Annotated in this window: 20 protein-coding genes; 10 read left to right on the top strand and 10 right to left on the bottom strand. The window is 69.7% G+C overall.

Annotated features, from left to right (window positions below; translation table 11 throughout):
• Nucleotides 1-4 precede the first annotated feature (4 nt).
• Nucleotides 5-1,828, top strand: a complete 1,824-nt coding sequence (locus tag NDR87_RS29115; protein ID WP_372494319.1) for a hypothetical protein — start codon at nucleotides 5-7, stop codon at nucleotides 1,826-1,828.
• A 7-nt stretch (nucleotides 1,829-1,835) separates the two neighbouring features.
• Nucleotides 1,836-2,300, top strand: a complete 465-nt coding sequence (locus NDR87_RS29110; RefSeq protein WP_251916603.1) for a VOC family protein — start codon at nucleotides 1,836-1,838, stop codon at nucleotides 2,298-2,300.
• Here NDR87_RS29110 and NDR87_RS29105 read toward each other — a convergent pair.
• A complete protein-coding gene (locus NDR87_RS29105; protein WP_251916864.1) occupies nucleotides 2,281-3,465 on the bottom strand; it encodes a glycosyltransferase family 4 protein in 1,185 nt (394 codons plus the stop codon). The two genes, NDR87_RS29110 and NDR87_RS29105, sit on opposite strands and share 20 nt — an antisense overlap.
• Nucleotides 3,466-3,558: 93 nt before the next feature.
• Here NDR87_RS29105 and NDR87_RS29100 point away from each other — a divergent pair, with 93 nt between their 5' ends.
• Nucleotides 3,559-4,350 carry a class I SAM-dependent methyltransferase gene (locus NDR87_RS29100; protein ID WP_251916605.1) on the top strand — a complete coding sequence of 264 codons (792 nt, stop codon included), beginning with the start codon at nucleotides 3,559-3,561 and terminating at the stop codon, nucleotides 4,348-4,350.
• A gap of 4 nt (nucleotides 4,351-4,354) precedes the next feature.
• Here NDR87_RS29100 and NDR87_RS29095 read toward each other — a convergent pair whose 3' ends face one another.
• From NDR87_RS29095 to NDR87_RS29075, 5 genes are all read right to left on the bottom strand, one after another.
• On the bottom strand, nucleotides 4,355-4,654 hold the full coding sequence (locus NDR87_RS29095; protein WP_251916607.1) for a hypothetical protein: 300 nt from the start codon (nucleotides 4,652-4,654) through the stop codon (nucleotides 4,355-4,357).
• Between the two features lie 170 nt (nucleotides 4,655-4,824).
• Nucleotides 4,825-5,019, bottom strand: a complete 195-nt coding sequence (locus tag NDR87_RS29090; protein ID WP_251916609.1) for a hypothetical protein — start codon at nucleotides 5,017-5,019, stop codon at nucleotides 4,825-4,827.
• 220 nt (nucleotides 5,020-5,239) lie between these two features.
• Nucleotides 5,240-7,072 (bottom strand): phosphoenolpyruvate carboxykinase (GTP), encoded by a 1,833-nt coding sequence (locus NDR87_RS29085; RefSeq protein ID WP_251916611.1) that lies wholly within the window; start codon nucleotides 7,070-7,072, stop codon nucleotides 5,240-5,242.
• A gap of 235 nt (nucleotides 7,073-7,307) precedes the next feature.
• Nucleotides 7,308-8,792, bottom strand: coding sequence for a hypothetical protein (locus tag NDR87_RS29080; RefSeq protein WP_251916613.1), 1,485 nt, complete (start codon nucleotides 8,790-8,792; stop codon nucleotides 7,308-7,310).
• Nucleotides 8,779-9,897, bottom strand: coding sequence for a hypothetical protein (locus NDR87_RS29075; protein WP_251916615.1), 1,119 nt, complete (start codon nucleotides 9,895-9,897; stop codon nucleotides 8,779-8,781). Before NDR87_RS29075 ends, NDR87_RS29080 begins: the two co-directional genes overlap by 14 nt.
• A gap of 310 nt (nucleotides 9,898-10,207) precedes the next feature.
• Here NDR87_RS29075 and NDR87_RS29070 point away from each other — a divergent pair, with 310 nt between their 5' ends.
• The 4 genes from NDR87_RS29070 to NDR87_RS29055 are packed head-to-tail and all read left to right on the top strand — an operon-like array spanning nucleotide 10,208 to nucleotide 16,100.
• Nucleotides 10,208-11,539: a lipase family protein gene (locus NDR87_RS29070; RefSeq protein ID WP_251916617.1), complete on the top strand. Its 1,332-nt coding sequence runs from the start codon at nucleotides 10,208-10,210 to the stop codon at nucleotides 11,537-11,539.
• Between the two features lie 48 nt (nucleotides 11,540-11,587).
• The gene (trmB, locus tag NDR87_RS29065) at nucleotides 11,588-12,445 is read left to right on the top strand and encodes a tRNA (guanosine(46)-N7)-methyltransferase TrmB (protein ID WP_372494324.1); all 858 of its coding nucleotides are present in this window, start codon (nucleotides 11,588-11,590) and stop codon (nucleotides 12,443-12,445) included.
• Nucleotides 12,442-13,185: an NYN domain-containing protein gene (locus NDR87_RS29060; protein ID WP_251916619.1), complete on the top strand. Its 744-nt coding sequence runs from the start codon at nucleotides 12,442-12,444 to the stop codon at nucleotides 13,183-13,185. Before trmB ends, NDR87_RS29060 begins: the two co-directional genes overlap by 4 nt.
• Nucleotides 13,185-16,100: an MMPL family transporter gene (locus NDR87_RS29055; protein ID WP_251916621.1), complete on the top strand. Its 2,916-nt coding sequence runs from the start codon at nucleotides 13,185-13,187 to the stop codon at nucleotides 16,098-16,100. The genes NDR87_RS29060 and NDR87_RS29055 overlap by 1 nt, the downstream gene beginning before the upstream one ends.
• A gap of 68 nt (nucleotides 16,101-16,168) precedes the next feature.
• Here the strand turns inward: NDR87_RS29055 and NDR87_RS29050 are convergent, their stop codons facing one another.
• From NDR87_RS29050 to NDR87_RS29040, 3 genes are all read right to left on the bottom strand, one after another.
• Nucleotides 16,169-16,978: an alpha/beta fold hydrolase gene (locus tag NDR87_RS29050; RefSeq protein ID WP_251916623.1), complete on the bottom strand. Its 810-nt coding sequence runs from the start codon at nucleotides 16,976-16,978 to the stop codon at nucleotides 16,169-16,171.
• 38 nt (nucleotides 16,979-17,016) lie between these two features.
• A complete protein-coding gene (locus NDR87_RS29045) occupies nucleotides 17,017-17,643 on the bottom strand; it encodes a DUF1707 domain-containing protein (protein WP_251916866.1) in 627 nt (208 codons plus the stop codon).
• A gap of 115 nt (nucleotides 17,644-17,758) precedes the next feature.
• Nucleotides 17,759-18,910: an AI-2E family transporter gene (locus NDR87_RS29040; protein WP_251916868.1), complete on the bottom strand. Its 1,152-nt coding sequence runs from the start codon at nucleotides 18,908-18,910 to the stop codon at nucleotides 17,759-17,761.
• A gap of 177 nt (nucleotides 18,911-19,087) precedes the next feature.
• Between NDR87_RS29040 and NDR87_RS29035 the strand changes: the two genes are divergently transcribed.
• The 3 genes from NDR87_RS29035 to NDR87_RS29025 are packed head-to-tail and all read left to right on the top strand — an operon-like array spanning nucleotide 19,088 to nucleotide 22,141.
• Nucleotides 19,088-20,575 carry an adenylate/guanylate cyclase domain-containing protein gene (locus NDR87_RS29035; RefSeq protein WP_251916871.1) on the top strand — a complete coding sequence of 496 codons (1,488 nt, stop codon included), beginning with the start codon at nucleotides 19,088-19,090 and terminating at the stop codon, nucleotides 20,573-20,575.
• A gap of 4 nt (nucleotides 20,576-20,579) precedes the next feature.
• Entirely contained in the window at nucleotides 20,580-21,728 is a 1,149-nt protein-coding gene (locus NDR87_RS29030) for a YbhN family protein (protein WP_251916625.1), read from the top strand.
• Nucleotides 21,729-21,763: 35 nt separating this feature from the next.
• Nucleotides 21,764-22,141, top strand: a complete 378-nt coding sequence (locus NDR87_RS29025) for a DUF3054 domain-containing protein (protein ID WP_251916627.1) — start codon at nucleotides 21,764-21,766, stop codon at nucleotides 22,139-22,141.
• A gap of 4 nt (nucleotides 22,142-22,145) precedes the next feature.
• Here NDR87_RS29025 and NDR87_RS29020 read toward each other — a convergent pair whose 3' ends face one another.
• Nucleotides 22,146-23,783 carry an NTF2-like N-terminal transpeptidase domain-containing protein gene (locus NDR87_RS29020; protein WP_251916630.1) on the bottom strand — a complete coding sequence of 546 codons (1,638 nt, stop codon included), beginning with the start codon at nucleotides 23,781-23,783 and terminating at the stop codon, nucleotides 22,146-22,148.
• Between the last annotated feature and the right edge of the window lie 296 nt (nucleotides 23,784-24,079).

Genomic DNA, 24,079 nt, shown 5'->3' with positions numbered 1-24,079 from the left:
CGTCATGCTGCCACCTCACCCGGTCCGGCACGTAGGGTGGCTGAGCGTGACTGCGGAAGATCGGGAAGACGGCGGGCCGCGCTGCCGGGTCGTACCGGTCGTCTGGAGCCTGGCGCTGGCACTGCTCGTGGTCGGCCCCCTGCTCGGGCCCGGCTATCTGCTGCTGCGCGACGCGGTGAGCACACCGCGGTCCTATCCGACCGACACCGCCCTGGGCCTGGGCGACGCCGCCCCGCGCGCGGTACCGCAGGACGGCCTGCTGGCAGCGGTGTCCACGGTGATCGACGGCGGATTCGCGGTGAAGGCGATCCTGGTGGGTGCGCTGTGGGCGGCCGGTTGGGGTGCGGCCGTGCTGGCCCGTCGGCTGCTGCGGGTCTCGCTGGGTCCGCAGCTGGTCGCGGCGACCCTGGCGATCTGGAATCCCTATGTGGCCGAACGCCTGCTGCAGGGCCATTGGAGCCTGCTGACCGGGTACGCCGCCCTGCCCTGGGCAATCTCGGCCGCGCGGCGAATTCGCCTGTCGCACGGGCTGTCCGGCGCCCGGCCGATCCGCGCCTGGGCGGCCTTGGCGGGCTGGCTGGCGATCGCGGGCCTCACCCCGACGGGTGCGCTGCTGGCGGGGCTGGTGACGCTGGCGACGATCGGACGGCGGGGCCTCGTCGGCGCGCTCGCCCTGTGGCTCGCCGCCTGTGCGCCCTGGTTGGTCGCGACCGCACTGTCGGCGGGTGGGGCGGGGCCCTCCGATCCGGCGGGGGTGACCGCGTTCGCGGCGCGGGCCGAACCCGGGCTGGGCACGCTGGGCAGTCTGGCCGGACTCGGCGGGATCTGGAACGGGGATGCCGTACCGGGTTCGCGGACCACGGTTTTCGCCCTCGCCGCAACGATCGCGCTGATAGCGATCGTGCTGACCGGCGTGCGGCGGGTGGTCGCGGCGGGCGATCCGGCGACTCGGCGGACGCGACGCACCCTGTTGGTCGTCGCGGTCGTCGCCGTGGCGCTGCCCGCACTGGGCGCGACCGGCTGGGGCCTGCAGTTCGGCGAGTGGCTGGTGGCGCGGATTCCGGGGGCGGGGCTGTTGCGCGATACGCAGAAGTACGTCGCCCTGGCCGTGCCGGCCTATACGCTGTGCGCGGCGGCCGGATGCCGGGCGGTGGCGGCCGCGATCGGGAGGCGGGCCGCCGGGGTCGACGCATTGCCCTTGGCCGCAACGACTTTCATCGCCCTGCCGCTGATCACCCTGCCCGATCTGGCCTGGGGTGTCGGCGGCGCGCTGCGGCCGGTGCACTATCCGCCCGGCTGGCAGCGGGTCGCCGTGGCGATCGACGGACCGGGCGAGGTGGCCGCGCTGCCCGCGGGCATGTTCCGCAAATTTCCCTACAGCGGCCGCGTTCCGGTCCTCGATCCCGCGCCCCGCATGCTGCCCCGCGATGTGCTGCAGACCGGCGAACTTCCCGTGCGCGGACGCGTCGTCGCGGGGGAGGGCACCCGTGCCCGCGAGGTGGAGCGAATTCTGTTGCGCGGCGGTGCGCCCGGTGAGCTCGCGGCACGCGGCGTGGGCTGGGTGCTGGTCGAGCGCAATACCCCCGGCCCGCTGGGAAACTCCGACAAGACCCTGGCCCAGTTGGATTCCCAGTATCTCGACGGCGATCTCGCGCTGTACCGGGTGCCCGAACCGGCCGATGTCCGCACGGCCGCGGGCCCCGGCCATCGCCGCCTGGCCATCGCCGCGCATCTGCTCTGGGCGCTGCTGCTGCTCGGCGGGCCGCTGCTGTGGCTGGCCGGTGGCCGGGTGAAAACGGTTCCCCCGGTGCGGGAGTCCGCGACATGATGGCCGCATGGCCACGTCACATCCGACGCTCCTCTCGACCGTCCTCGACACCACCGACACCCGCGGTCTGGCCGAGTTCTACCGCCGCCTGCTGGGTTACCAGTACCGGCCCGGCGACGAGCCGCCGACCGGCAACGAATCCGACGATCCGGACTGGCTGGTGCTCATCAATCCGGCGGGCGGGTCCCGGCTGGCCTTCCAGCGAGTTCCCGAACTGCCCCGCGCCACCTGGCCCGAACCCGAAGTCCCCCAGCAGATCCACCTCGACCTGATCGTCCCCACACCGGCGGAGCTGACCGCCCAGCGCGATCGCGCCGTGGCGCTGGGCGCCACCCTGCTGCACGATCGCTTCGACGACCCGATCGAACCGCTCTACGTCTTCGCCGACCCCGCGGGCCACCCGTTCTGCGTCTTCGTGGCGACGCCGCGCATCTTCGAGCCGCCCGCCGACCTCACGCCACTCGATCGGTGACCGCGCGCCCGCTGACCAGACCGGAGACGAATTCGCCGCGCCCGACGGCGGCCAGCACCTCGTAGACCCCGTTGGCCGTCTGCTCCCAGGAGAATTCGCGGGCCCGGGCGCGGGCCTTCTCCCCCATCACGGCTCGCTCCTGCGCATCGGTGAGCAGTTCGCCGACGGCCGCGGTCAGCTGGCCGGCATCGTCGACCAGCATGCCGGTCACGCCGTCCACGATGGAATCGGTCAGCCCGCGCGAACTGCGATAGCCGACGGTCGGAACACCGTGCTGGGCGGCCTCGATCACCGCCAGCCCCCAGCCCTCCTTGCGGGACGGCAGCACGTGCACCCAGGCGCGGGCGAGCAGTTCGTGCTTGCGACATTCGTCGACATGACCGTGGAAGGTGACCGCGGCATCGATATCCAGTTCGCGGGCACGGGCTTTCAGATTGTCGGCCCACCAGCCGTCGCCGATCACATCCAGACGCAGGCCCGGCACCCGGTCGCGCAGCCCGGCCAGCACGGCGAGCGCGTCCTCGATCTGCTTGTGCGGTACCAGCCGCGACAGCACCACGATGCTCGGATGGGCGGTGCGGGTCTGCTCGGCGCCGGTCGGCGCCGCCGCGGGTACGGGTTCGGCGCCGTTGCGCACCACCGCGATTCGCGAGCGGTCCACCCCGAGCGTGGCCAGTTCCTCCGCCGACGGCAGTGACACCGTCAGATACTGATTGCGCCGATGCACCCGCGGCGACAGCCGCGATTCGATCCACCAGCCGATCCGCCCGATCAGCCGACCGGCCACCGGCCACTGCTCGCGGTGCCCATGATGGACCAGCACGATCGCGGGCGCGCGAGTGGCGACGCGGGCGAAGAACGGAATGCCGTTCTGAGTGTCGATCACGGCATCGGGGCGCAGCCCGCGCAGCGGTCCCAGCCCCATCCGGCCGAGCGCGATCGCGGCCAGGGCCCGGGGGTACACGGTGTATCGGCCGCCCGCGCGGCTGATTCGAATGCCGTCGGCGAATTCGGACCGGGCCGCCCCGGGGTAGCGCGCGGTCCGCAGGGTCACCCTGATCCCGCGCGCGGCCAGCTGTGCGCCGACCTGTTCCAGATAGCGTTCGCTCCCGCCACCCTGCGGATGACCGGTGTCGCGCCAGCAGAGCAACAGCACCTCACGCACTCTGCCGGGCTCGGACACGGCACAACTCCAGATGATCTAGGGACAAGTGCGTCCACCCTACAGCTTGGGTCAAGACCGTCCCGGCGAGCGGCTGTGCGAGACTCATTCGCCGTGCTCCAACTCCTACCGGAAACGACCTTCGCGCGCCGGGCCACACTGCGCCGATCGCTGCGGCTGCTGGGTAGCTTCCGGTTCGAGCAGACCGATCCGGGGCTGTTCTACGGCGGCATCGCCGCCGACACCGTGGATCTGGTCGCCGATTTCCATCGCGACCTCACCGGCCGCGGGCTGAGCGGCGCCACCGTGCTCGATGTGGGCGGTGGGCCGGGCTATTTCGCCGACCGGTTCGCCGAGGCGGGCGCGCGCTACATTCCGGTCGAACCCGATCCGAGCGAGATGCATGCCGCCGGGCTGCGGGTGCCCGGCTCGGTGCGCGGCTCCGGTATGGCGCTGCCATTCCGCGACGACGCGGTGGACATCTGTATCTCTTCCAATGTGGCCGAACATGTGCCGCATCCGTGGCGGATGGCCGAGGAGATGCTGCGGGTGACGAAACCCGGTGGGCTGATGGTGTTCTCCTACACCGTGTGGCTGGGTCCGTTCGGCGGCCATGAGACGGGACCGTGGCACTATCTGGGCGGCGAATACGCGGCGCGGCGCTATCGCCGCAGGCATGGGCGGGAGCCGAAGAACCGGTTCGGCAGATCGCTGTTCGTGGTCACGGCGGCGGATGGGCTGCGCTGGGCGAATCGCCTCGGATCGCGCGGGCGGGTGCTGGCGGCCTTCCCCCGTTATCACCCCCGCTGGGCCTGGTGGCTGGTGCGCGTGCCGGGCATCCGCGAGCTGCTGGTCAGCAACCTGGTCGTGGTGGTCGCCAAGCAGTGAGGGGCTAGCGCTCGAGCCGTCCACGCCGCCAGGACCGGCGGCCGGTGTGCGCGGGCTGTTCGCTCCATGGCGGCTCCTGCATCGCCAGACCGACCGTCTCGAGCGGGGTGAGACCCACTCGATCGGCCAGCTGGCGCACCGCAGCAACCGCCTCGGCGGCCTGGAGGGCGGCCGCGGCCTGCTCGAGCGTCAGCGTGCGGCCGGGCAGGAAGGACACCACCCAGCCGCCCATGCCGACACATCTCGCCTGATGTGGGGTCTGATCGCTGGTCATCAAGGACCGGCCGACCACTTGCACCGCCATGACTCGGACTCCCCTGCGCTTGCATTTGAAAAATCGAGCGGGCAAAGCAGATTGCTACAAGCATGCTCCGCCTTGGCGCAGAACGCAATAGTGCGTTCTGCGAAAAGCGAACCGGCAGGTAGGATTTCGCGCAGTCGAACTGCTGTGAATTAGCCCAATTGTCCGATGCGTCAGTTTTCCGGCATCCGCACGCGCAGGATGGCCTGCCCCGCTCGCCCCGAGCGCAGCGGCGGATCGACGATGTCGACCGCCCAGCCGGGTGGGAGCACCGCCTGCAATCGGCACGCCGCGCGGTGGAGCGGGGTGCTGGCACCCGCCTCGGGTCCCTCGGGCACAACGGGTGCGTCGAACTGCAGATCGGTCATCCCAACCACCCATCTCTCACACGTTCGGCCCGACCGGTCGCGGATGGGCCGAGAATCCGCGAGCAACGGCGTGGCAATCAGTTCACTCGAATGGCCAACTACCTGCTATACGAACTGGTCAGTCATGAGATCTAGAACACCCAGAATAGGGCACAGAATAAACGACCGCCCGCACTGCGTGGGGACGCGGTGCGGGCGGTCGTCGAATTTCCTCGAACCCCTATCCGAGGCGCTGCTTGAGGGATTCGAACTCGTCGCGCACGCCCGAGGGCAGCTTGTCGCCGATGAACTCGAACCACTCCTCGATGAGCGGAATCTCCTTGCGCCACTCCTCTACGTCGACCTTCAGCGCCTCGTCGACGTCCGCGGGATCCACCTCGAGGTTGTCCAGATCCAGATGCGCGGCCGTGGGCACATTGCCGATCACGGTCGGCTCGGCCTCGGCCTTGCCCTCGATGCGGTTGATGATCCACTCCAGCACGCGCGAGTTCTCACCGAAGCCGGGCCACAGGAAGCGGCCGTCGGCGCCGCGGCGGAACCAGTTGACGTAGTAGATCTTCGGCAGCTTCGCGGCATCGGCGTTCTTGCCCAGGTTGATCCAGTGACCCAGGTAGTCGCCGACGTGGTAGCCCATGAACGGCAGCATGGCCATCGGATCGCGGCGCACGGTGCCGACCTTGCCCTCGGCCGCGGCGGTCTGCTCCGAGGACAGCGTCGCGCCCATGAACACGCCGTGCTGCCAGTCGAAGGATTCGGTCACCAGCGGCACGGTCGTCTTGCGGCGGCCGCCGAACAGGATCGCCGAGATCGGCACGCCCTGCGGATCGTCCCACTCCGGCGCCAGCGTCGGGCACTGCGACATCGGCGTGCAGTAGCGCGAGTTGGGGTGGGCGGCAAGGGTTTCGGTCTCCCGCAGGTACCAGTCGTTGCCCTTCCAGTCGATCAGGTGATCGGGCTCGCCCTCCAGGCCCTCCCACCAGACGTCGTTGTTGTCGGTCAGCGCGACGTTGGTGAAGACGGTGTTGCCCGCCTCGATGGTGGCCATGGCATTCGGATTGGACTTGCGGTTGGTGCCCGGCGCGACGCCGAAGAAGCCGAATTCCGGATTCACCGCGTACAGACGGCCGTCCTTGCCGAAGCGCATCCAGGCGATGTCGTCGCCCAGGGTTTCCGCGCGCCAGCCCGGCACGGTCGGCTGGATCATCGCGAGATTGGTCTTGCCGCAGGCACTCGGGAACGCGGCCGCGATGTAGTAGTTCTTGTTCTCCGGGGAGATCAGCTTGAGGATCAGCATGTGCTCGGCCAGCCAGCCCTCGTCGTGGGCCATGGCCGAGGCGATGCGCAGCGAGTAACACTTCTTGCCCAGCAGCGCGTTGCCGCCGTAACCCGAGCCGTAGCTCCAGATCTCGCGGTCCTCGGGGAAGTGGGTGATGTACTTGGTGTCGTTGCACGGCCACGGCACATCGGCCTGGCCCGGCTCGAGCGGCGCGCCGACCGAGTGCAGACACTTGACGAACGGCTTGTCCTTGCCGAGCTTCTCCAGCGCGGCCTTGCCCATCCGGGTCATCACGCGCATCGACACGACCACGTACTCGGAATCGGTCAGCTCCACGCCCAGCTTCGGATCCTCGGCGCCCAGCGGACCCATGCAGAACGGGACCACATACAGGGTGCGGCCCTTCATCGAGCCGCGGTACAGCTCGGTCATGGTCTTGCGCATCTCGTCCGGGGCGACCCAGTTGTTGGTCGGGCCCGCGTCGGCCTCGGTGCGGGAGCAGATGTAGGTGCGCGATTCCACGCGGGCCACATCGGAGGGATCCGACAGCGCCAGAAAGGAGTTGGGCTTCTTGGACGGATTGAGCCGCTTGAACGTACCGGCCGCGACCAGCTGCTCGGTCAGCCGGTCCCACTCCTCATCGGAACCGTCCGCCCAGACCACCCGATCCGGCTGGGTGAGTTCTGCGACCTCCTGTACCCAGGCGAGCAGCCCTGCGTGCTCAGTCGGTGCGGTGCCATCGGATCCGTGAAGACCAGGAATGGTCGCTGAGGTCATGAAAACTCTCCTGAGTGGGGCGGCTTCCGGCAGCTCGCGACGCCGGAGAGCCACCGTTGGCGATGGGTACCCGCTCGGCTTGCGATGAGCACGCCCTGGCTGGACGACGTACAAGGACGAAGCGGACGCCCAGGTTCCTGTGTAAAGAGGTTAACGCGATGTGACGGCCGGTACGGAATGGGGTTGCTCACTCGGTATTCGGTCGAAACCTACCCCGGTCAAGCCCCCGATTGTGTCAGTGGGCGTCGAGAATGGCCAGGTCGCGGTTGCAGGCGGCCAATTGAGCGGGTTGCTGGGATTGCAATTGGCGCAATTGTGCCTCGAGATCGGCGATGCGGCGATCGGCCGCCACCACCCGGGCGGTGCTCGCGCGGACCACCTGGTCGGTCAGTTCCGATTCGGCCTCGACGAGCGCGGTCGCCACCCGCTGCTCGAGCTGTGCCTTCGCATTGACCAGGGCGTCGTTGACCCATTGGCGCAGATGGGCCCGGTCGGCCAGATGGCCGCGCACCCGCACCACCCAGTAGGCCACACCGCCGCCCAGCAGCAGCGCGACCGGGACGGTCGCATAGTCCAGCGCGGGCACCAGCGACAGCGGCGCGACGACGAGTCGCCCCAGGCCGAAGCCGCCCGAGGCGCCCAAAGCGATCATCAGATGATCCTCGGCCCCGCGGTGGCGCGGCTCCGGATCCGGGCCGATCGGCGGCGGGGGATCGGTGCGCGGCACGGGGACCGCGGGTGCCGGGCCGATGACGGCCGCGATCTGGCGGGTCAGCTCGGCCAGCCGACGGCCCACCACCACATCGAGTTCGGCGGTCAGCTCGCTCACCGCATGCCGCAGGCGTTCGGGAAAGGCGCGGGCCTCCCGGCGGCCGAGCCGGTCCAGATCGGCACGGGCCGTCGTATTCAATGTCCGCACCCGCGCGCCGACCTCGTGCAGCAGATCCATGCGGGCCAGATGCAGGCGGTTGCGCAGCGTCGCCATCGCCTGGGCGCGGCCGCCGTCGCGGTCGGCCAGCAGCGTGGCCCGCTCCTCGCGCAGCTGCCGCAGGGCCGCACCGGACGTCAGCTGCTCGGCCTGGTCGAGAATGCGTCGCCTGGTCTCGGCGAGCACTTGCGCCACGACGTCGGCGTAATCGACCCGACCGCCCGGCGCCCCGATCGCGGCGGTGAGCCGGGCGTGCAGCGCGGCCACGCCCGCGCGGTCGAACAGCGCCCCGTCGCCGGAACCGCGCGCGGCCGCGGCCATCGGGGCGGAGGCGGGCACGATCTCCGGTTCGCCGCCCAGCACCCGGGCCAGCAGTGCGCGGTCCCGCTCGACGACCTCGCGCCAGTCGGCGTAGGCGTGAAAGCCGTTCAGCGCGAAGACGATCCGAGATTCGTTCGTGTGCAGACGCTGGATCAGGTCCAGGGTGGCCGCACCCACGGTGGCACCGGCGTCCAGCAGAATCAGCGCCACGGCGGGCGGCACCCGCAGGGTGGTCGGATCGACGATCGGACCGGCGAGCGGGAGCTGCGGCTGGAGCCGGGCCAGTTCGGCGCGCAGCAGCGCGGTACCGGCGTCGTCGGGTCCGAAGACGACGACCGCCGCATCGGTTTCCGCCCGCGCCCCCGGATCGGCCGGAACCGCCCGCAACAGCGCGCTGCCCTGCGGATTCCAGCGGGCGACGACGGCCGCGAGCTCCGGTGGCAGTTCGGATGGCAGGTCAGAGTCCGGCACTGCTCATCCGTTCCCACAGCCGCACGTAGCCGTTGTGCACGCGCAGCGCGGCCCGGCGGGCGACCGCGGGCATATCGCTCGATACGACCGCGCGCCAGCGTTCGGCGCGGGCCAGGGCGTCGTCGGCGTCCGCGGGACGCACCGGCCGACCGTCCGCGAGGTGGCGCAGTCGCGGGCAGGCCAGCCCGGATCGCACTCCCAGCCACAGCGCCTCGTCCCCGGTCAGATAGTCCTCGATCACCTCGCGGGCGCGTGCGCCGGTGTCCGGGATCACGCGGGCGGCCAGCCGGGTGAGCTCGTCGAGCAGTTCGCCGCCGCGCCGGGCGACGATCTGCTCGTAGCGGGCGTGCACCAGCGCGTGCACCGGCTCGATGCCACCGGCGGCGTGCAGCAGCTGCAGCAGCGGGCGCGGCCCCAGCTCCGGGTCGTGGCGCAGCGCGGTCAGCGCACATGCGACGCCGTAGAGGCCCCAGCGATCCAGCAGCGCCTGCCGATCCGCGACATCGGGTCCGGCCGCCGCGGCGGCGAACAGCTCCGGCGACAGGGTGAATGCCGGATCGGTGCGATGCACATGCCGACGCAGCGTCCGCAGATCGTCCTCGGCCGGGGTGTGCGCACGGGCGTGCGCGGCCAGCGTGGCCACCACCGGCAGCACCGGCAGCCCGAGCTCGCGGGCATAGCGCTCGGCCGCGGCGACGGCATCGGACCAGCGCGACCCGATGGCATCGGCCTTGTTCAATACGACCAGCGTCCGGTCCGCCGGCAGTGCGGTCAGGACCCGGCGGTCGGCGGGCTGCAGCACGGCGGCCAGCACATACACCACCAGATCCCCGTCGAGCACCGGATCGGCCCGGCCCGGCTCGTCCACCGGTGCGGTCTCCTCCGCCGCGATCAGCGCCAGGGCGTGCAGCAGCGTGCTCTTACCAGCCCGCGCCCGGCCGGTGACCTGGATGCGCACCGGCCGCCGCCACGCGTCGATCGCCGCCGCCGTCGCCTCGGCCACCCCGGGATCACCGGAGCGCAGCTCGGCGAGCAGCCGGTCCAGTCCGGGCGTGCGCCCGCCGGACGCGCCGACCGGTCCGGCCGACATGGTCCCTGTCGACACAGGTGACACCCCCTTCCGGCCGAAAATTCTGTCAGACCGGGGCGGCGCTCGTCGGCGCGGCGGGCCGATTGACTGTGTCCTCGATCACATAGTCTTGCCGAGTATCGCGGCGGCCCTGGGGAATCCATCCATACGTGTCATGGCTTGCGCTGTGGGACAGCACAATTCGAAATGGGCACGCTTTTCGCACAGCTGTCCGATCGCCTACCCTGGGTCGATCGGCGCACCGCCGATGCGCGGCCCCGGCGGTGCGGTCCCCGGATCACGACCGGAATCCGTATGCCGTGGGCGGGGATATGAGGAGGTTGCGATGAGCGTCATCGGCGACGTCATCGAGGAGATCGGCGCGGCCCGGCCGCTGCTGCCGTCGCGTGATCCATTCCTGCGGCCCCCGGCCGACCTGGCGGCGCACGCCCCCGGCACCGTGCTGCGCAGCCGCCCGGTACGGGTGGCGCTGCTGGGCCTGATACCGCAGCGGGTCTCGGCGTGGCAGCTGCTGTATCGCAGCAACGATCTGCACGGCCGCCCCGAGGCCGCGATCACCACGGTGCTGCTGCCCGCCGACGCCGATCCGAGCGCGCGGCGGCCGCTGCTGGCCTTCCAGTCGGCCATCGATGCCGTCTCCGAGCGCTGCGCGCCCTCCTATGCCCTGCGCGCGGGCGCGTTCGCACCCGGTTCCATCACCCAATTGGAGTGGCTGCTGGTCGCCGTCGCGCTGCGGCGCGGCTGGGCGGTGAGCATCGCCGATCACGAGGGACCCAGCGGCAACTTCGGCGCGCCACGCGAGCCCGGCTACCGCTCGCTCGACGGCATCCGCGCGGCGCTGCGCTTCGAACCGCTGGGCCTGGCCGCCGATGCCCCGGTCGCGGTGTGGGGCTATTCCGGTGGCGGCATGGCCAGTTCGTGGCTGGTGGAGATGGCCCCGTCCTACGCGCCCGAACTCGATATCACCGGCGCGGTGCTGGGTGCGCCCGTCGGCGATCCCGGCCAGGTCTTCCTGCGGCTCAACGGCGGGCGCTACGCCGGATTTCCGGCGATCGTGATCGCGGCGCTGCGGCATGTGTATCCGGCGCTGGGCAAGGTGCTCGACGAGGACCTCACCGACCGCGGGCTGCGGCTGGTCGAACAGGCCGCCCGGCTCACCCCGCTCGTCGCGCTGCTGCGGCTGGCCTTCCAGAATGTGGACGACCATATGAGCCGGCCGCTCGACGAGATCCTCGACGAACCCGGGCTGCGGGCGATGTTCGACGACATGCGCCTGGGCGGCAGCGCGCCGCGCTGCCCGATCCTGGTGGTGCAGCCGGTGCACGACAAGATCATCCACATCGAGGGCATCGACGGGCAGGTCGATCGGTATCGCCGCGCGGGTGCGACGGTCGTCTATCTCCGCGACCGCTGCAGCGACCACTTCACCCTGCTGCCGCTGAGCACCCCGCTGAGTCTGGACTGGCTGGCCGACCGGATCGCCGGGCGGCCAGTGACCGACACCACGACGCGAACCGTGTGGTCGGTCGCCGCCACCCTGGAGAGCCTGCGCGGACTGCTCGAAATGATCGGCACCGCAACACGAGTCGTCCTCGGGCGGCCGCTGCGGCAGGAGTCCGAGCCGCGGTTGCGCCCGGCCCGCACCCTCGCCGCCTGAGCCCGAACCACCCCGAACGGCGCGGTCGATTGCTGCGCTGATCAAACGATCCTGGACAATGGAGCCGTGAACGACGCCGCGAACCACACCGCCGGGAGCGAGGGATCCGTAGGCGGCAGCCTGCGTGACCACGGAGGATCCGGTGGACGGCGCGTCGAAACCGTCGAGCCGGTCGCCGGGCGGTCCACCGCCACCGGATCCCGGCTGTACCCCCGAGTGACCAGCTTCCGGTCCCGCCGGGGCGCGCTCACCCCGACCCAGCAGCAGGCCTGGGACCGGACGTGGCCCCGGATCGGCCGCGAGGTCGGCGACGAGTTGCTCGACACCACGGCGTGGTTCGGCCGCGAGGCCCCGCTGATCGTCGAGATCGGCTGCGGCACCGGCACCGCGACCGCGGCCATGGCACTCGCCGAGCCGCAGTTCGATCTGATCGGCATCGAGGTCTACCAGCCGGGCCTGGCCCAGCTGGTGCAGCGCATCGAGCGCGAGGGCATCGAGAACATCCGGCTGCTGCGCGGCGATGCCGTCGACGTCCTCGAGCACATGATTGCCAAGGATTCGCTGACCGGCGTCCGAGTGTTCTTCCCGGACCCGTGGCCGAAGGCGCGCCACCACAAGCGGCGACTGCTGCAGCCTGCGACGATGGCGTTGATCGCCAGCCGCCTGCGGCCCGGCGGCGTGTTGCACGTGGCGACCGATCATGCCGGATACGCCGAGCACATCGCCGAGGTCGGTGCGGGAGAGCCGCAGCTCATCGGCATGAACGAGGCGACCGGGGGCGATCCGGAGGCCTTCCGCGCCCAAGCTCCGATCGGCTTCGATCGGCCCGTCACGAAGTTCGAAGGTAAGGCGCATCGGGCCGGTAGCGCCATTACGGAGCTCATCTGGGGGAAGATCACATTATGAGCGTGAGCGAGATGGCCCACGAGGTCATGGATGTTGCCGAAATAATGCACGGCACCGCCTCGGAGGGCCCGGGAGCCGTGGCGGCGCTACCGCCCGGCAGCGATGTGCGCCGGGTGCTGCTGGTGTGGGACGCGCCCAATCTCGATATGGGCTTGGGCGCGATCCTCGGCGGCAGACCCACGGCCGCGTATCGACCCCGCTTCGACGCGCTCGGCCGCTGGCTGCTGGCGCGCACGGCCGAACTGTCGGTCGGCAGCGTGCACCGGGTGGAGGCCGAGGCGACCGTCTTCACCAATATCGCCCCCGGCACCGCCGATGTGGTCCGACCGTGGGTCGAGGCGCTGCGCAACGTCGGCTACGCGGTCTTCGCCAAGCCCAAGATCGACGAGGACTCCGACGTCGACAGCGACATGCTGGCGCATATCGAATTACGGCGGCGCGGTGCGGGTTTGGCGGGCATCATGGTCGCCTCCGCCGACGGCCAGGCCTTCCGCGAGCCGCTCGAGGAGCTCGCGGCGAGCGGAATTCCGGTGCAGGTGCTGGGATTCCGTGAGCATGCGAGCTGGGCGGTGACGTCCGATATCCTCGAGTTCATCGATCTCGAGGATATCCCGGGCGTGTTCCGCGAACCGCTGCCCCGGGTCAGCCTCGACTCGCTGCCCGAAGAGGGAGCCTGGCTGCAGCCCTTCCGGCCGCTGTCGGCCCTGCTCACCTCCCGCCCCGCTCAAGGAGTCGCTTAGTGTTCACCCGCTGGGGCGACCTGGTTTTCAAGTTCCGCTTCGCCGTACTCGGCGCGGTGGTCGCCGCGCTGCTCGGATTGGGCGGTTACGGGTTCGGGGTGGAGAAACATCTCAGCTCCAGCGGGTGGTTCGATCCGGATGCCGAGTCGTCGGTGGCGGCTCGGCTGGTGGACGAGGCGTACGGGCGTGATCACACCGGTGACGTCCTGCTGCTGTACACCGCTCCGGACGGGAAGACCGTCGACGATCCCGAATTCAGCGCGAAGATCGTCGATTCGCTCAACAACCTGCCGCAGCTCCATCCGGATCAGGTCGGCGGGGTCAACGCCGCGTACTGGCGGCTGAACAATCCGAATACGAAGACGTCCTCGATCCTCGCTACGCAGGACAAGAAGGTCGCCTTCGCATCGGTCGCGGTCAAGGGCGACGACGACACCACGACCATGAACAACTTCCGGGATGTGAAGGACGCCTTCGAGATTCCCGGGGTGGACGTTCAGGTCGCGGGTATGCAGGCGGTCGCGGGCACGCTACAGGACACCATCGCCGCCGACCAGAAGCGCATGGAGGTCCTGGCCATTCCGGCCGTCGGCGTGCTGCTGTTCTTCATCTTCGGCGGCATCGTCGCGGCGGCGCTGCCGCTGATCGTCGGCGGCCTGACGATCCTGGGCGCCAACGGCATCGTGCGGGCCATCACCGAATTCACCGAGGTGAACTCGTTCGTCGGCGCGGTGGTGTCGATGATCGGCCTCGGCCTGGCCATCGACTACGGCCTGTTCATCGTGAGCCGTTTCCGGGAGGAGATGGCGGAGGGCTACGACACCCGCGCGGCCGTGCGCCGCACAGTCGTTACCGCCGGGCGGACGGTCACCTTCTCGGCCGTCATGATCATCGCGGCCAGCGCGGGCATGCTGCTGTTTCCGCAGGGCTTCCTGAAGTCGCTGGCCTACGGCACGATCGCGACGGTGCTGCTGGCGGCGGTGTCGTCGATCACGATCCTCCCGGCCATCCTCAGCATCCTGGGCAAGCGCGTGGACATGCTGGGCCTGAAGTGGATGCGCAAGACCAAGACCGCCGAAGAGGTGGAGAACGGATTCTGGGGTCGCAGCACCCAGTGGGTGATGAAGCATCCGCTGAAGGTCGCGATTCCGCTGTGCATCATTCTGCTGCTGCTGATCATTCCGGTGAAGAATCTGAAGTTCGGCGGCATCAGCGAAAGCTATCTGCCGCCGGACAATTCGACCCGGCTGGCGCAGGAGGAGTTCGACCGGCTGTTCCCCGCCTATCGGACCGAGACGATCCAGCTGGTGGTCGTCGGCGCCGACACCAATGCCGTCGGTGCGGTCATCAAGCAGGCGAACAAGGCGCCCGGACTGCTGCAGAACTTCGCGACCCCGGGCTTCCCGCCCAAGGGCTCCGACGTCTGGAAGACCACCACCCAGCTCAAGGATCCCGATCATCCCGACGAGACCGTCGACTATCTGCGCTCGATGGACGTCCCCGACAGCGTGCGGGTGTACATCGGCGGCCAGCCGGTGATGCAGAAGGACAGCATCGATACCCTCATGCAGCGGATGCCGCTGATGATCGCGCTGGTCGTGCTCGCGACGACGCTGCTGATGTTCCTGACCTTCGGCTCGCTCGTGCTGCCGATCAAGGCCGCGCTGATGAGCGCGCTCGGTCTCGGTTCGACGCTGGGCATCCTGACCTGGATCTTCGTCGACGGGCACGGTGCCGGGCTGCTGAACTTCACGCCGCAGCCGATCATGTCGCCGGTGCTGGTGCTGATCATGGCCATCGTCTACGGCCTGTCGGTCGACTACGAGGTGTTCCTGCTCTCGCGCATGGTGGAGGCCCGCTCGCAGGGCGCGTCCACCACCGAGGCGGTGCGCATCGGCACCGCCCAGACCGGCCGCATCATCACCGCGGCCGCGCTGATCCTGCTCGTGGTCACCGGCGCGTTCGCGTTCTCCGATCTGGTGATGATGCAGTACATCGCCTACGGCATGGTCTCGGCGCTGCTCATCGATGCCACGGTGCTGCGCATGCTGCTGGTGCCCGCCACCATGAAGCTGCTCGGCGACGACTGCTGGTGGGCCCCCGCCTGGATGAAGCGCATCCAGCAGAAGGTCGGCCTCGGCGAGCCGGTCCTGCACGCCGAGATGCCCGGCGGCAACGAGGTGGTCGACCTGGTCAAGACCACGCCCGTCACCGATCCGGTCACCATGCAGATCCCCATGCTGCCCGACGGCACCCCCGCCAAACCCGCCCGCAAACCCAAGCGCGCCAGGCTGGTTCGCAATGTGGACAGCGAGGCGCCCACCGAACGACTGGGCAAGACGCCCCCCGCCACCGCGGCCGAGTCCGAGCCCCCACCGCCCGCGGCGGGTTCCTCCCTGGTGATTCCCGTTCCGCCGCAGCCGGATTCGACCGCGGCCGACTCGATCCCGCCCATTGCGCCCGCGCCGCAGGCGGATTCCCCGCAGCCGCAGACACCCCCGCAGCTGCCCACCATCTCCACCCCCCAGATCTCGCGCCCGGCCGCGCCCCCGCGCCTGATCCCCCCCGACCAGCCCGCCGACCCCGCGGCCCCCACCGCCCCCGTCGGCACCACCCCCCGCATCCTTCCCCCGCAACCGACGCTGCCCCCGGTCCCCCCGCACCCCGCCAGCCGCGCCCAGGCCTACCAGCAGCCCGACCCCATCGACCCCGGCACCCCGGCCGACCCACCCGCATCCGAGCCCACCCCCGACCCGAACCCCACCACCCGCAGCAGCATCGAAAAGTGGATGTCGGACCTACGCTCCTCCCGCCGCCGCCCCGACACCCCCGACCCCGAAGACGGCAAACACACCGGCGCCTCCGGCCGCACGGTCAGCGTCAACGAACTCCTCCGCCGGCAGAACCGCGACTGATCGATATCAGAACTAGTTCCGATAACCTGCCGATCCCACGATCCGTCCCGAAGGAGACCGAGTAGCGCTCATGGAGTGGCCGCCGGGGCGGAACGGGCTGTGGTGGCTCGGATTTCGGTGGTTATCAGGGTGGGGGCCTCGAGCATGGGGACGTGGCCTACGTCGGGGAGGGTGCGGGAGTGCAGGATGGGGTGGGTGGGGAGGTGGCTGTGGTCTCGGGGTGGGAGGAGGCGGTCCTGGGCGGGGAAGAGGATGGTGATGGGGGTCGTGATGTCGGGGAAGCGGGTGAAACCGGTTGGGAGGGTGGGGTCTTCGGCCAGGTCGTCGACGATGGTGCAGTGGGCGGGGGCCAAGGCGGCGGCGGTGGCGAGGCGGTGCGGGACCAGGGCAGGACGGTGGGCCAGCAGGGGGGTGACCAGGCTGCGGACCATGGGGTGGACGCTGCTGCCCGCGCCGATGCCGATCACCGGGGCGAAGGCGCGGTATTTGCGAATGAGGCGGCGGGCCGCGCGCGGATCGGAGTTCCACATGCCACCGGGAGCGATGGCCGTCACCGAGCGGGCGCGGCCGCGGGCGGCCAGTTCCAGGGCCAGCCAGCCGCCCAGCGAATTACCCGCCAGATGCGCTGTGGGCCACCCGAATTCGTCGAGTAGCGACTCCAGGAAATCGGCCAGGTAGTCGATGGTCGCGGGGCGGCGGGCCGGTGGGCCGCCCCAGTGGCCGGGCAGGGTGGGCGCCAGAACCTCGTAGTCACTTGCCAATTCGTCCGCGACCGCGCCCCACGACTGCCAGGTGAGCAACAGGCCGTGCACCAGCAGCAGCGGCTCGCCGCGCCCGGCATGTAGTCGCGGCTCCGGTTCAACCACACCCTGCGCCATGATCGTGAGGTTACCGGGCGGCGGCCGCGGCGGTTCGATCAGAAGCCTGACATCACGCGCCGCCACTGCACCCCGAACGGATGCTTGGCGGTGACCGAGCCGAAGCGAGTCCGCCCGTGCACCACCAGGTGCAGGGGACCGATCGGCGGTCCGGTGCGCACCTTGTTGTTGGCGCTGGAGCCGATCAATTCCACGCCGTTGAGGTCGACCGTCGCCTCGGCGGGCACGATCAGGGTCAGCGAGCTGCAGAAATCGTCGAGCCGCAACTCCACGACCTGCGTGCTCATCACGGCCTGGGTGAAGTCGAGCGTCACTCCGGACAGGTAGTTGTTCAGATACAGCGTGGGCGGCACCTGCCACGGGCCCTTGCGGGTCACCCCCGACAGCCGGGCGCGGATGACATTGCTCGTCGCGACGGGCGTCCCCGAAGGTCGCGGCGCGAACTGCCGCGGGGGCGGCGTCGAACTCGGCTGTCCCGCCAGGCGGATCCCGGGCAGATCGACCAGCACCGCGTTCAGCTCACCGCGCGTCTTGGCCGCCAGCGCGGTATCCATTCGCTCGGTGAACTCACCCAGCGACAGCATGCCCAGCCCGACCGCGCGCTGCAGCAGCGTCCCCACATGTTCGCGCTCGGCATCCGACACCCGCAGATCCCGATCGCCCACCGCGCCCCCGGTCGGCTGCGTGCCCGGCGCGGAGGCGGAAACCGTCTCGCCCATGCGATCGAGGCTACCGACGCGGCGGGCCGCGCACATCAGGGCAATCCCTGATCCGGGAGGACTAGTCGGGCTCCGATATCCGCGCGGGACCGGGCGGGTCGTAGCGGCCGGGGGTCGGCTCGTCCGGTTCGGCGTGATACATCGGTTCGTCGTTCCCGGTATTGAGCTCCTGATAGATCTCCTCCGGATTGTCGGCCAGCAGCGACCGGATCGCGGTGTTGAGCACCGCCACGAACGGCACCGCCAGCAGACCGCCCGGAATTCCGGCGAGCACCACACCGGTCGTGATCGCAAGCACCACCGCCAGCGGATGGATGTCCACCGCCCGCCCCAGCACGAGCGGTTGCAGCACATGGCCTTCCACCTGCATGACCGCGATGGTGATACCGAGCACGATCAGCGCCGTCACCCAGCCCTTGGTCATCAGCGCCAGGAAGACCGCGATCGATCCGGCCAGCACCGAACCGACGATCGGGATGAACGCGCCGATGAACACGAGCGAGGCCAGCGGCAGCGCCAGCGGCACATTGAGAATCGCCAGCCCCGCGCCGATGCCGATGGCGTCGACCGCGGCCACCATCACCGTGCCCCGCACGAATCCGATCAGCGTCCCGAAGCCCAGCCGCCCGGCCGTGCGGACCCGCTCGCGCTGCGCGGTCGGAACGATCCGGGTGAGGAACTCCCAGATGTGATCGCCGCCGTAGAGGAAGAAGATGAGAATGAACAGCGTCAGGAACGCGCCGGTGAAGAACTCCCCGATCGCCGCCGCCGTGGTCAGCGCGCCGCTGGTGAGCGCGTCCTGATTCGACTCGATGGCCTTGATGAGCTGGTTGCCCGCGTCGCGGATCTGATCGTTGCTCAGATGCAGCGGCCCGTTGATCAGCCAATCCTGAATCTGATGGATGCTGGTCTTGAATTCGTCGGTCAGCTGCGGCACACCGACGACGGCCTGTTCGATCACGAAGGTGAAGATCCCGGCGACCAGTCCGAGCGAGCCGACCAGCGCCACGAACACCCCGAGCCCGCGCGGCAGGCCCACCCGCTGCATCCAATCCACCAGCGGCGACAGCAGCGCCGCCGCGAGCAGCCCGATGGCCAGCGGGATGACGACGGTGGTGAGCTTGTGCGCCAGATAGGCCACGGCCAGCACGGCGGCCAGGATGAGCAACAGCCGCCAGCACCATTCGGCGGCCTCGCGCACCAGGGGATGCACCGCATCCGCCGGCGATCGCCGCGAGCGGGCCGCGCGCGAGCTGCGCTCTTGCTGGGTACCCGTGCCGTCGTCCACGCCGCGAGCCTAACCGGCGTGGCCGCCGCGGGCACGTGTCCACCAGGCCGTGCCGCTAGATTGGTGATCGTGTCAGCGCCCTTGGAAGCGGTCAAACAGACCATGCGAACGCGCTGGCCGCTATACCTCGCATCGATGCTGGCGGCCAACGCCTTCGGTGCGATCCTGGTGTACGCCTTCATTCAATACGGCCTGCCCGCGCCCGAGGGCAGCCCCAACGGCATCCGTCGCACCGGCCTGCTGGTGCCCGCGCTGGTCTTCTTCGTCGGCGGCGCGCTGAGCCTGACCGCATCGGCGCTCATGCTGCGCCCGGTGATGCGCTGGCAGATGCGCGGCGGTCCGCCGAGCCGACAGGAGCAGATGGCCGCCCTGCACGCCCCGCTGCGGCAGGCCATCGTGCATCTGGCGCTGTGGCTGGTCGGCGGCGCGGTGCTGGCCTGGTCCATCATCGCCGACACCCCGCAGCTGGCCGGGGCTGTCATCGTCACCGAATGTATGGCCGCCACCATCGTGTTCGGCTTCACCTACATGCTGGGTGAGCGGATTCTGCGGCCGGTCGCCGCGCACGCGCTGCAGACCGGCACCTTCGACCACACCCTCACCCCCGGCGTCGGCACCCGGATGGCGATGACCTGGGGTATGGGCACCTTCGCGCCGACCATCGCGATCGTGCTGCTGTGCGTCACCCAGATCACCTCGCAGGTGCAGTTCTCGGCGCGCTCGCTGGCGGTGTCGATCCTGCTGCTGTGCGGCGTGGTCATCCTGCAGGCGCTGGCGCTGTCGATGCTGACCGGCTCCAGCATCTCCGATCCGGTGCGCCAGCTGTCGCGGGCCATCGACCGGGTGCAGGAGGGCGCGCGCGATGTGCAGGTGGAGGTGTTCGACGGCAGTGAGATCGGGCTGCTGCAGGTCGGTTTCAACCGGATGATGGAGGAGGCCGCGCAGCGGCGCGAACTGCAGGAGCTGTTCGGTCAGCACGTGGGCGAGGAGGTCGCCCGCCGCGCCCTGGAGTACGGCACCGAGCTGGGCGGCGAGACCCGGTTCGTGGCGGTGTTGTTCGTCGATATGGTCGGTTCCACCGCCACCGCGGCCGAACGCCCGCCGACCGAGGTGGTGAGCCTGCTCAACGAGTTCTTCCGCATCGTGGTGGATGTGGTGGACCGGCACAGCGGCCTGATCAACAAATTCGTCGGCGACGCGGCACTGGCCATCTTCGGTGCTCCGCTGGACCGTCCGGACGCCCCGACCGCGGCGCTGGCGGCCGCGCGCGAGCTGCGCGAGGCATTGCGCGAGGTCCCGGGCCTGGATATCGGAATCGGAGTTTCGGCTGGCCTGGCCGTGGCCGGAAATATCGGCGCCGCCAATCGTTTCGAATACACGGTGATCGGCGATCCGGTCAACGAGGCGTCGCGGCTCACCGAACTCGCCAAGGAGCATCCCGGCCGGGTGCTGGCCTCGGGCAGCGCACTGTATTTCGCCGACGGGTTCGAACAGCAATTCTGGGATTCGGGCGACGAGGTCCAGCTGCGCGGACGGCGCCGCAAGACGAAACTGGCCTGGCCGAAAGAGACTTCGGCGCTGTTAGGCTGACGTCGTGACGGCCGATGGTGAACCAGCCGGCGGCTCCCCGTCGCCTGCGCAGCCGAGTGGCCGGGGACGGTTTCGCTGGGTGAAATGGGTTCTCGGCCTGGCCGTATCGGCTTTGCTGATCGCCGAGGGCATATATCTATGGCCCCGTTTGCACGATTCATGGCGAAGTCTCACCGAAATCCATTGGGGCTGGGTCGCGGCCTGCATCGTGATGCAGGCGGTGTCGATGAGCGGATTCGGTCGCATTCAGAAACAACTGCTGCACGCCGGCGGCGTCGATGTCAGCCAACGCAAATCGGTCGCGGTGGTCTACGGCGCGACCGCGATGTCGGTGACACTGCCCGCGGGCCAGGTGTTCTCCACGGCCTTCACCTATCGCCAGACCCGGCGCTGGGGGTCGAGTCCGATGCTGGCCTCCTGGCAGCTGGCGATGTCCGGGGTGGTGGCCGCGGCGGGCATGGTGCTGCTCGGTGTGGGCGGCGCGGTCCTGGTCGGCGATCGGATCGGGCCGTGGAAGCTGCTGCTGCCGCTGGGCGGGGTGATCGCCCTGGTCTGGGCGGGCAACCACATCTCCCGCCACCCCGGTTCGGTGCGGGCGCTGGCGCGGCGGATCCTGCACCTGGTCAATCGGATTCGCGGCCATCGGCCCGACGACGGTATCGATACCCTCGCCGACATGCTGCGGCAGCTGGAGTCGGTGGATCTGGGCCGCCGCGACGGCGCGCTGGTCGGACTGTGGGCGATGATGCACCGGTTCGGGGATGTGGCGTGTCTGGCCGCGGCCTGCTACGCCGTCGGCGGTGACCCGCGGCTGGCCGGGGTGATGATCGCGTTCAGCGTGGGCAAGGCCGTCGGGACGATTCCGCTCGCCCCCGGCGGCCTGGTCTACGTGGAACTGACGCTGGTGGCCAGCCTCTCGGCCGCGGCGGGTCTGCCCTTCGCCCAGGCGGTTTCGGCCGCATTCGTCTATCGGCTGGTCAGCCTGATCCTGGTGGCGATCGTCGGCTGGATCGTCTTCGCCTTCCTGTTCCGCAAGCCGCAGGCCGAGGATGCCGAGTTCGAGCGGGAGTTCGAGCGGCGCTCGGAACTTCTGGCCGAGCGACGGCTGGTGAGCGAGAACGATTCCCGCCGCGGCGACTCGCAGACCGGGTGACCCGCCCGCGGGTCCGGCCCGATTACCCTGTCCGCGTGAAGAGACTGGTGCCGTTCGTGCTCGACGCCCTGCTGGTGATCGTCTTCTGCGCGATCGGCCGGCGCAGCCACCACGAGGCGATCGCGGCCGGCCTGTTACGCACGCTCTGGCCCTTCGGCACGGGACTACTCATCGGCTGGGCCCTGGGACTGTGGCTGTTCGCGGGCAACGAATGGGCCAGCGCGATCAAGCGTTTCGACGGCCGCCGACTGTGGCCGACGGGGGTGGTCATCTGGCTGAGCACGCTGATCGGCGGCATGGCGCTGCGGGTGCTCAGCGGTCAGGGCATCGCACCGAGCTTCGTGCTGGTCGCCGGATCGGTGCTCGCGTTCTTTCTGCTGGGTTGGCGGCTGGCGTGGAAGGCCCTGGGCTGAGCCGTCACTTGTCGTCCGGCGTGGCCAGCGCCTGCAGCATGCGGGCGGCCATGCGGGCGGTGGCATCGCCGGAATCGACGTCGTCGATGTGGATGGCGAAGGCCAGATCGCCCATCGTGCCGATCAACCAGCCCGCCGAACCGGCGGTCGCGGCGAACGCGCCGACGTCGGCGTAGCGGCGCAGGCTGGCCAGCTCCGGACCGTTGGCCCCGTCGCGGAGCATGCCGCGCAGGCGGTCGACGACCTCACCGGGCAGCGGGGACAGTTCCGCCTCCGTGGTGGCCGGACGGCCGATCTCGATCATCGGCGGGGCCAGCGCACCGCGGGCGACCGTCGCCGCGGCGATCGCCATGCCGAACGGGCTGGCCAGAATCGGATCGTTGCTGCCCTGGCGGACCTGTTCGACCCCGCGGCCGCCGATCGGTAACCGGCCGGTGGTCTCGTCCAGGCCGGGCACCTTGAAGCCGATGCCGACACCGAGCATCGCGGCCGCCTCGGCCATGTCCTGGGTCGAAACGTCCTGGGGGGCCTTCTTCTTCACGACCGCGGCCACCGACCGGAACAGCTCGTTCATGCCACCGGTGGGATAGGCGCCGGTGAAGGCCACCGCACCGTGTGCGCTGGCGTAGGTGTTCTGCGCGGCGGCGACCACCGCTCCGGTGGAGGGCTGAATCGCCACGATCGAGGCGGCGGTGCCCGCGCTGACCACGGCGTCCTCGACCGCGCGCTGCAGCCGCTGATCCATCGTGGAGGCGATATCCGGCCCCGGCGGGCCCTGCTGCCCGGCGAGCTGGGTGACCAGCCGCCCGTCCGGCTCGAACAGCTGCACACCCCAGCCCGCGTGCTGATCCCGATTCTCCTGCCACACCTTGCGGAAGGCGTCCAGCAGCGGCGACCACACCCGGCGATCCGCCGCGATCAGCTGCGGCTGCTTCTCCATCACCACGCCCGGAATCGGGGCCATCCGCGGTTCCAGAATGGCGAAGTCGTCCTCGCGCAGATTCACCGCGACGATCGGCTTACCCTGCGAGGCCCCCAGCTGCTGCATCAGCGCGGACCCGGTGATCAAAGGCGCCACCGGCGCAATCGCGTCGGCGAGGGCGTTGGTGGTGGCGATCGGATCGGACGTCTTGGCCGGATCGATCTTGATGACGTTGATGATCTGCTCGGTCATCAGCGGCGCGCCCGCATTGTCGTTGACCTTCGGCGACGGCGTGGCGTCGGTCTTCACCAGCTTGACCGTCCGCTTGTAGTCCAGCTGCGGCATCACCACCGACGGCTCCCAGGAGATTCGCCAGCCGATGGCCAGCTTGCGAATCGTGCCCTGCAGATCGTAGGTCCAATCCCGGCCGGGCCCGAAGTTCCAGTCCGCCTTCAGGTTGAACATGGCCGAATTGGCATCCAGGCCGATGTACTGCACCACGTCGTAATCGGGTTTGCCGGGATTGAGCCCGCCGAAAATCTGCTGCAGTGTCGCCTCGGCCCCGCTGGGGTACGAGGTCAATTGTGCCGCCGCGGTCGCGTCCTTGTCGTCCAGCAGCTCGGTGAAGCGCTCGACGATGGCCTGGGGGTCGCTGGGCTTGTCGTGAAAACCACAAGATCCCATCGCGATCGCCAGGGCAGCCGTCGCCCCGACTGCCACTGCGCCCCGAACGCGAAAGCGGCGGGATCCCCACACATCCATGTCGCCCACTCTTCACTCTTGTCACTTCAGCAACAAGACCAACGGTACCCGAAGAAGACTCCTGCGACGTCACGCCGACGCCGCCCGCATTCTCCATGCTCAGGGACCACAATAGTGCCCGATTCAACACATCCGCGGGACCGGCCGCGCAATCGTTAGCCGTGTTCACTGAATTGCCATCTCGACGTCGTTCTCCCTGAGCGCAACCCGTGCGTCGTATTTCGACGTAATCTTGTAATCATTGAAACAACTCT

The sequence above is a fragment of the Nocardia sp. CDC159 genome (genome assembly GCF_023740735.1).
Lineage (GTDB): Bacteria > Actinomycetota > Actinomycetes > Mycobacteriales > Mycobacteriaceae > Nocardia > Nocardia pulmonis.
The sequence above is the reverse complement of the archived record's forward strand: the minus strand, read 5'-3'. Positions and strand labels throughout refer to the sequence as shown.

What these genes read in the sequence shown, in the direction of transcription:
- NDR87_RS29110 (WP_251916603.1), top strand. Translation starts at nt 1,836, where the DNA reads ATGGCCACGTCACATCCGACGCTCCTCTCGACCGTCCTCGACACCACC.
- NDR87_RS29095 (WP_251916607.1), bottom strand. Translation starts at nt 4,654, where the DNA reads ATGGCGGTGCAAGTGGTCGGCCGGTCCTTGATGACCAGCGATCAGACC.
- NDR87_RS29060 (WP_251916619.1), top strand. Translation starts at nt 12,442, where the DNA reads ATGAGCGTGAGCGAGATGGCCCACGAGGTCATGGATGTTGCCGAAATA.
- NDR87_RS29085 (WP_251916611.1), bottom strand. Translation starts at nt 7,072, where the DNA reads ATGACCTCAGCGACCATTCCTGGTCTTCACGGATCCGATGGCACCGCA.
- NDR87_RS29070 (WP_251916617.1), top strand. Translation starts at nt 10,208, where the DNA reads ATGAGCGTCATCGGCGACGTCATCGAGGAGATCGGCGCGGCCCGGCCG.
- NDR87_RS29090 (WP_251916609.1), bottom strand. Translation starts at nt 5,019, where the DNA reads ATGACCGATCTGCAGTTCGACGCACCCGTTGTGCCCGAGGGACCCGAG.
- NDR87_RS29050 (WP_251916623.1), bottom strand. Translation starts at nt 16,978, where the DNA reads ATGGCGCAGGGTGTGGTTGAACCGGAGCCGCGACTACATGCCGGGCGC.
- NDR87_RS29115 (WP_372494319.1), top strand. Translation starts at nt 5, where the DNA reads ATGCTGCCACCTCACCCGGTCCGGCACGTAGGGTGGCTGAGCGTGACT.
- NDR87_RS29035 (WP_251916871.1), top strand. Translation starts at nt 19,088, where the DNA reads ATGCGAACGCGCTGGCCGCTATACCTCGCATCGATGCTGGCGGCCAAC.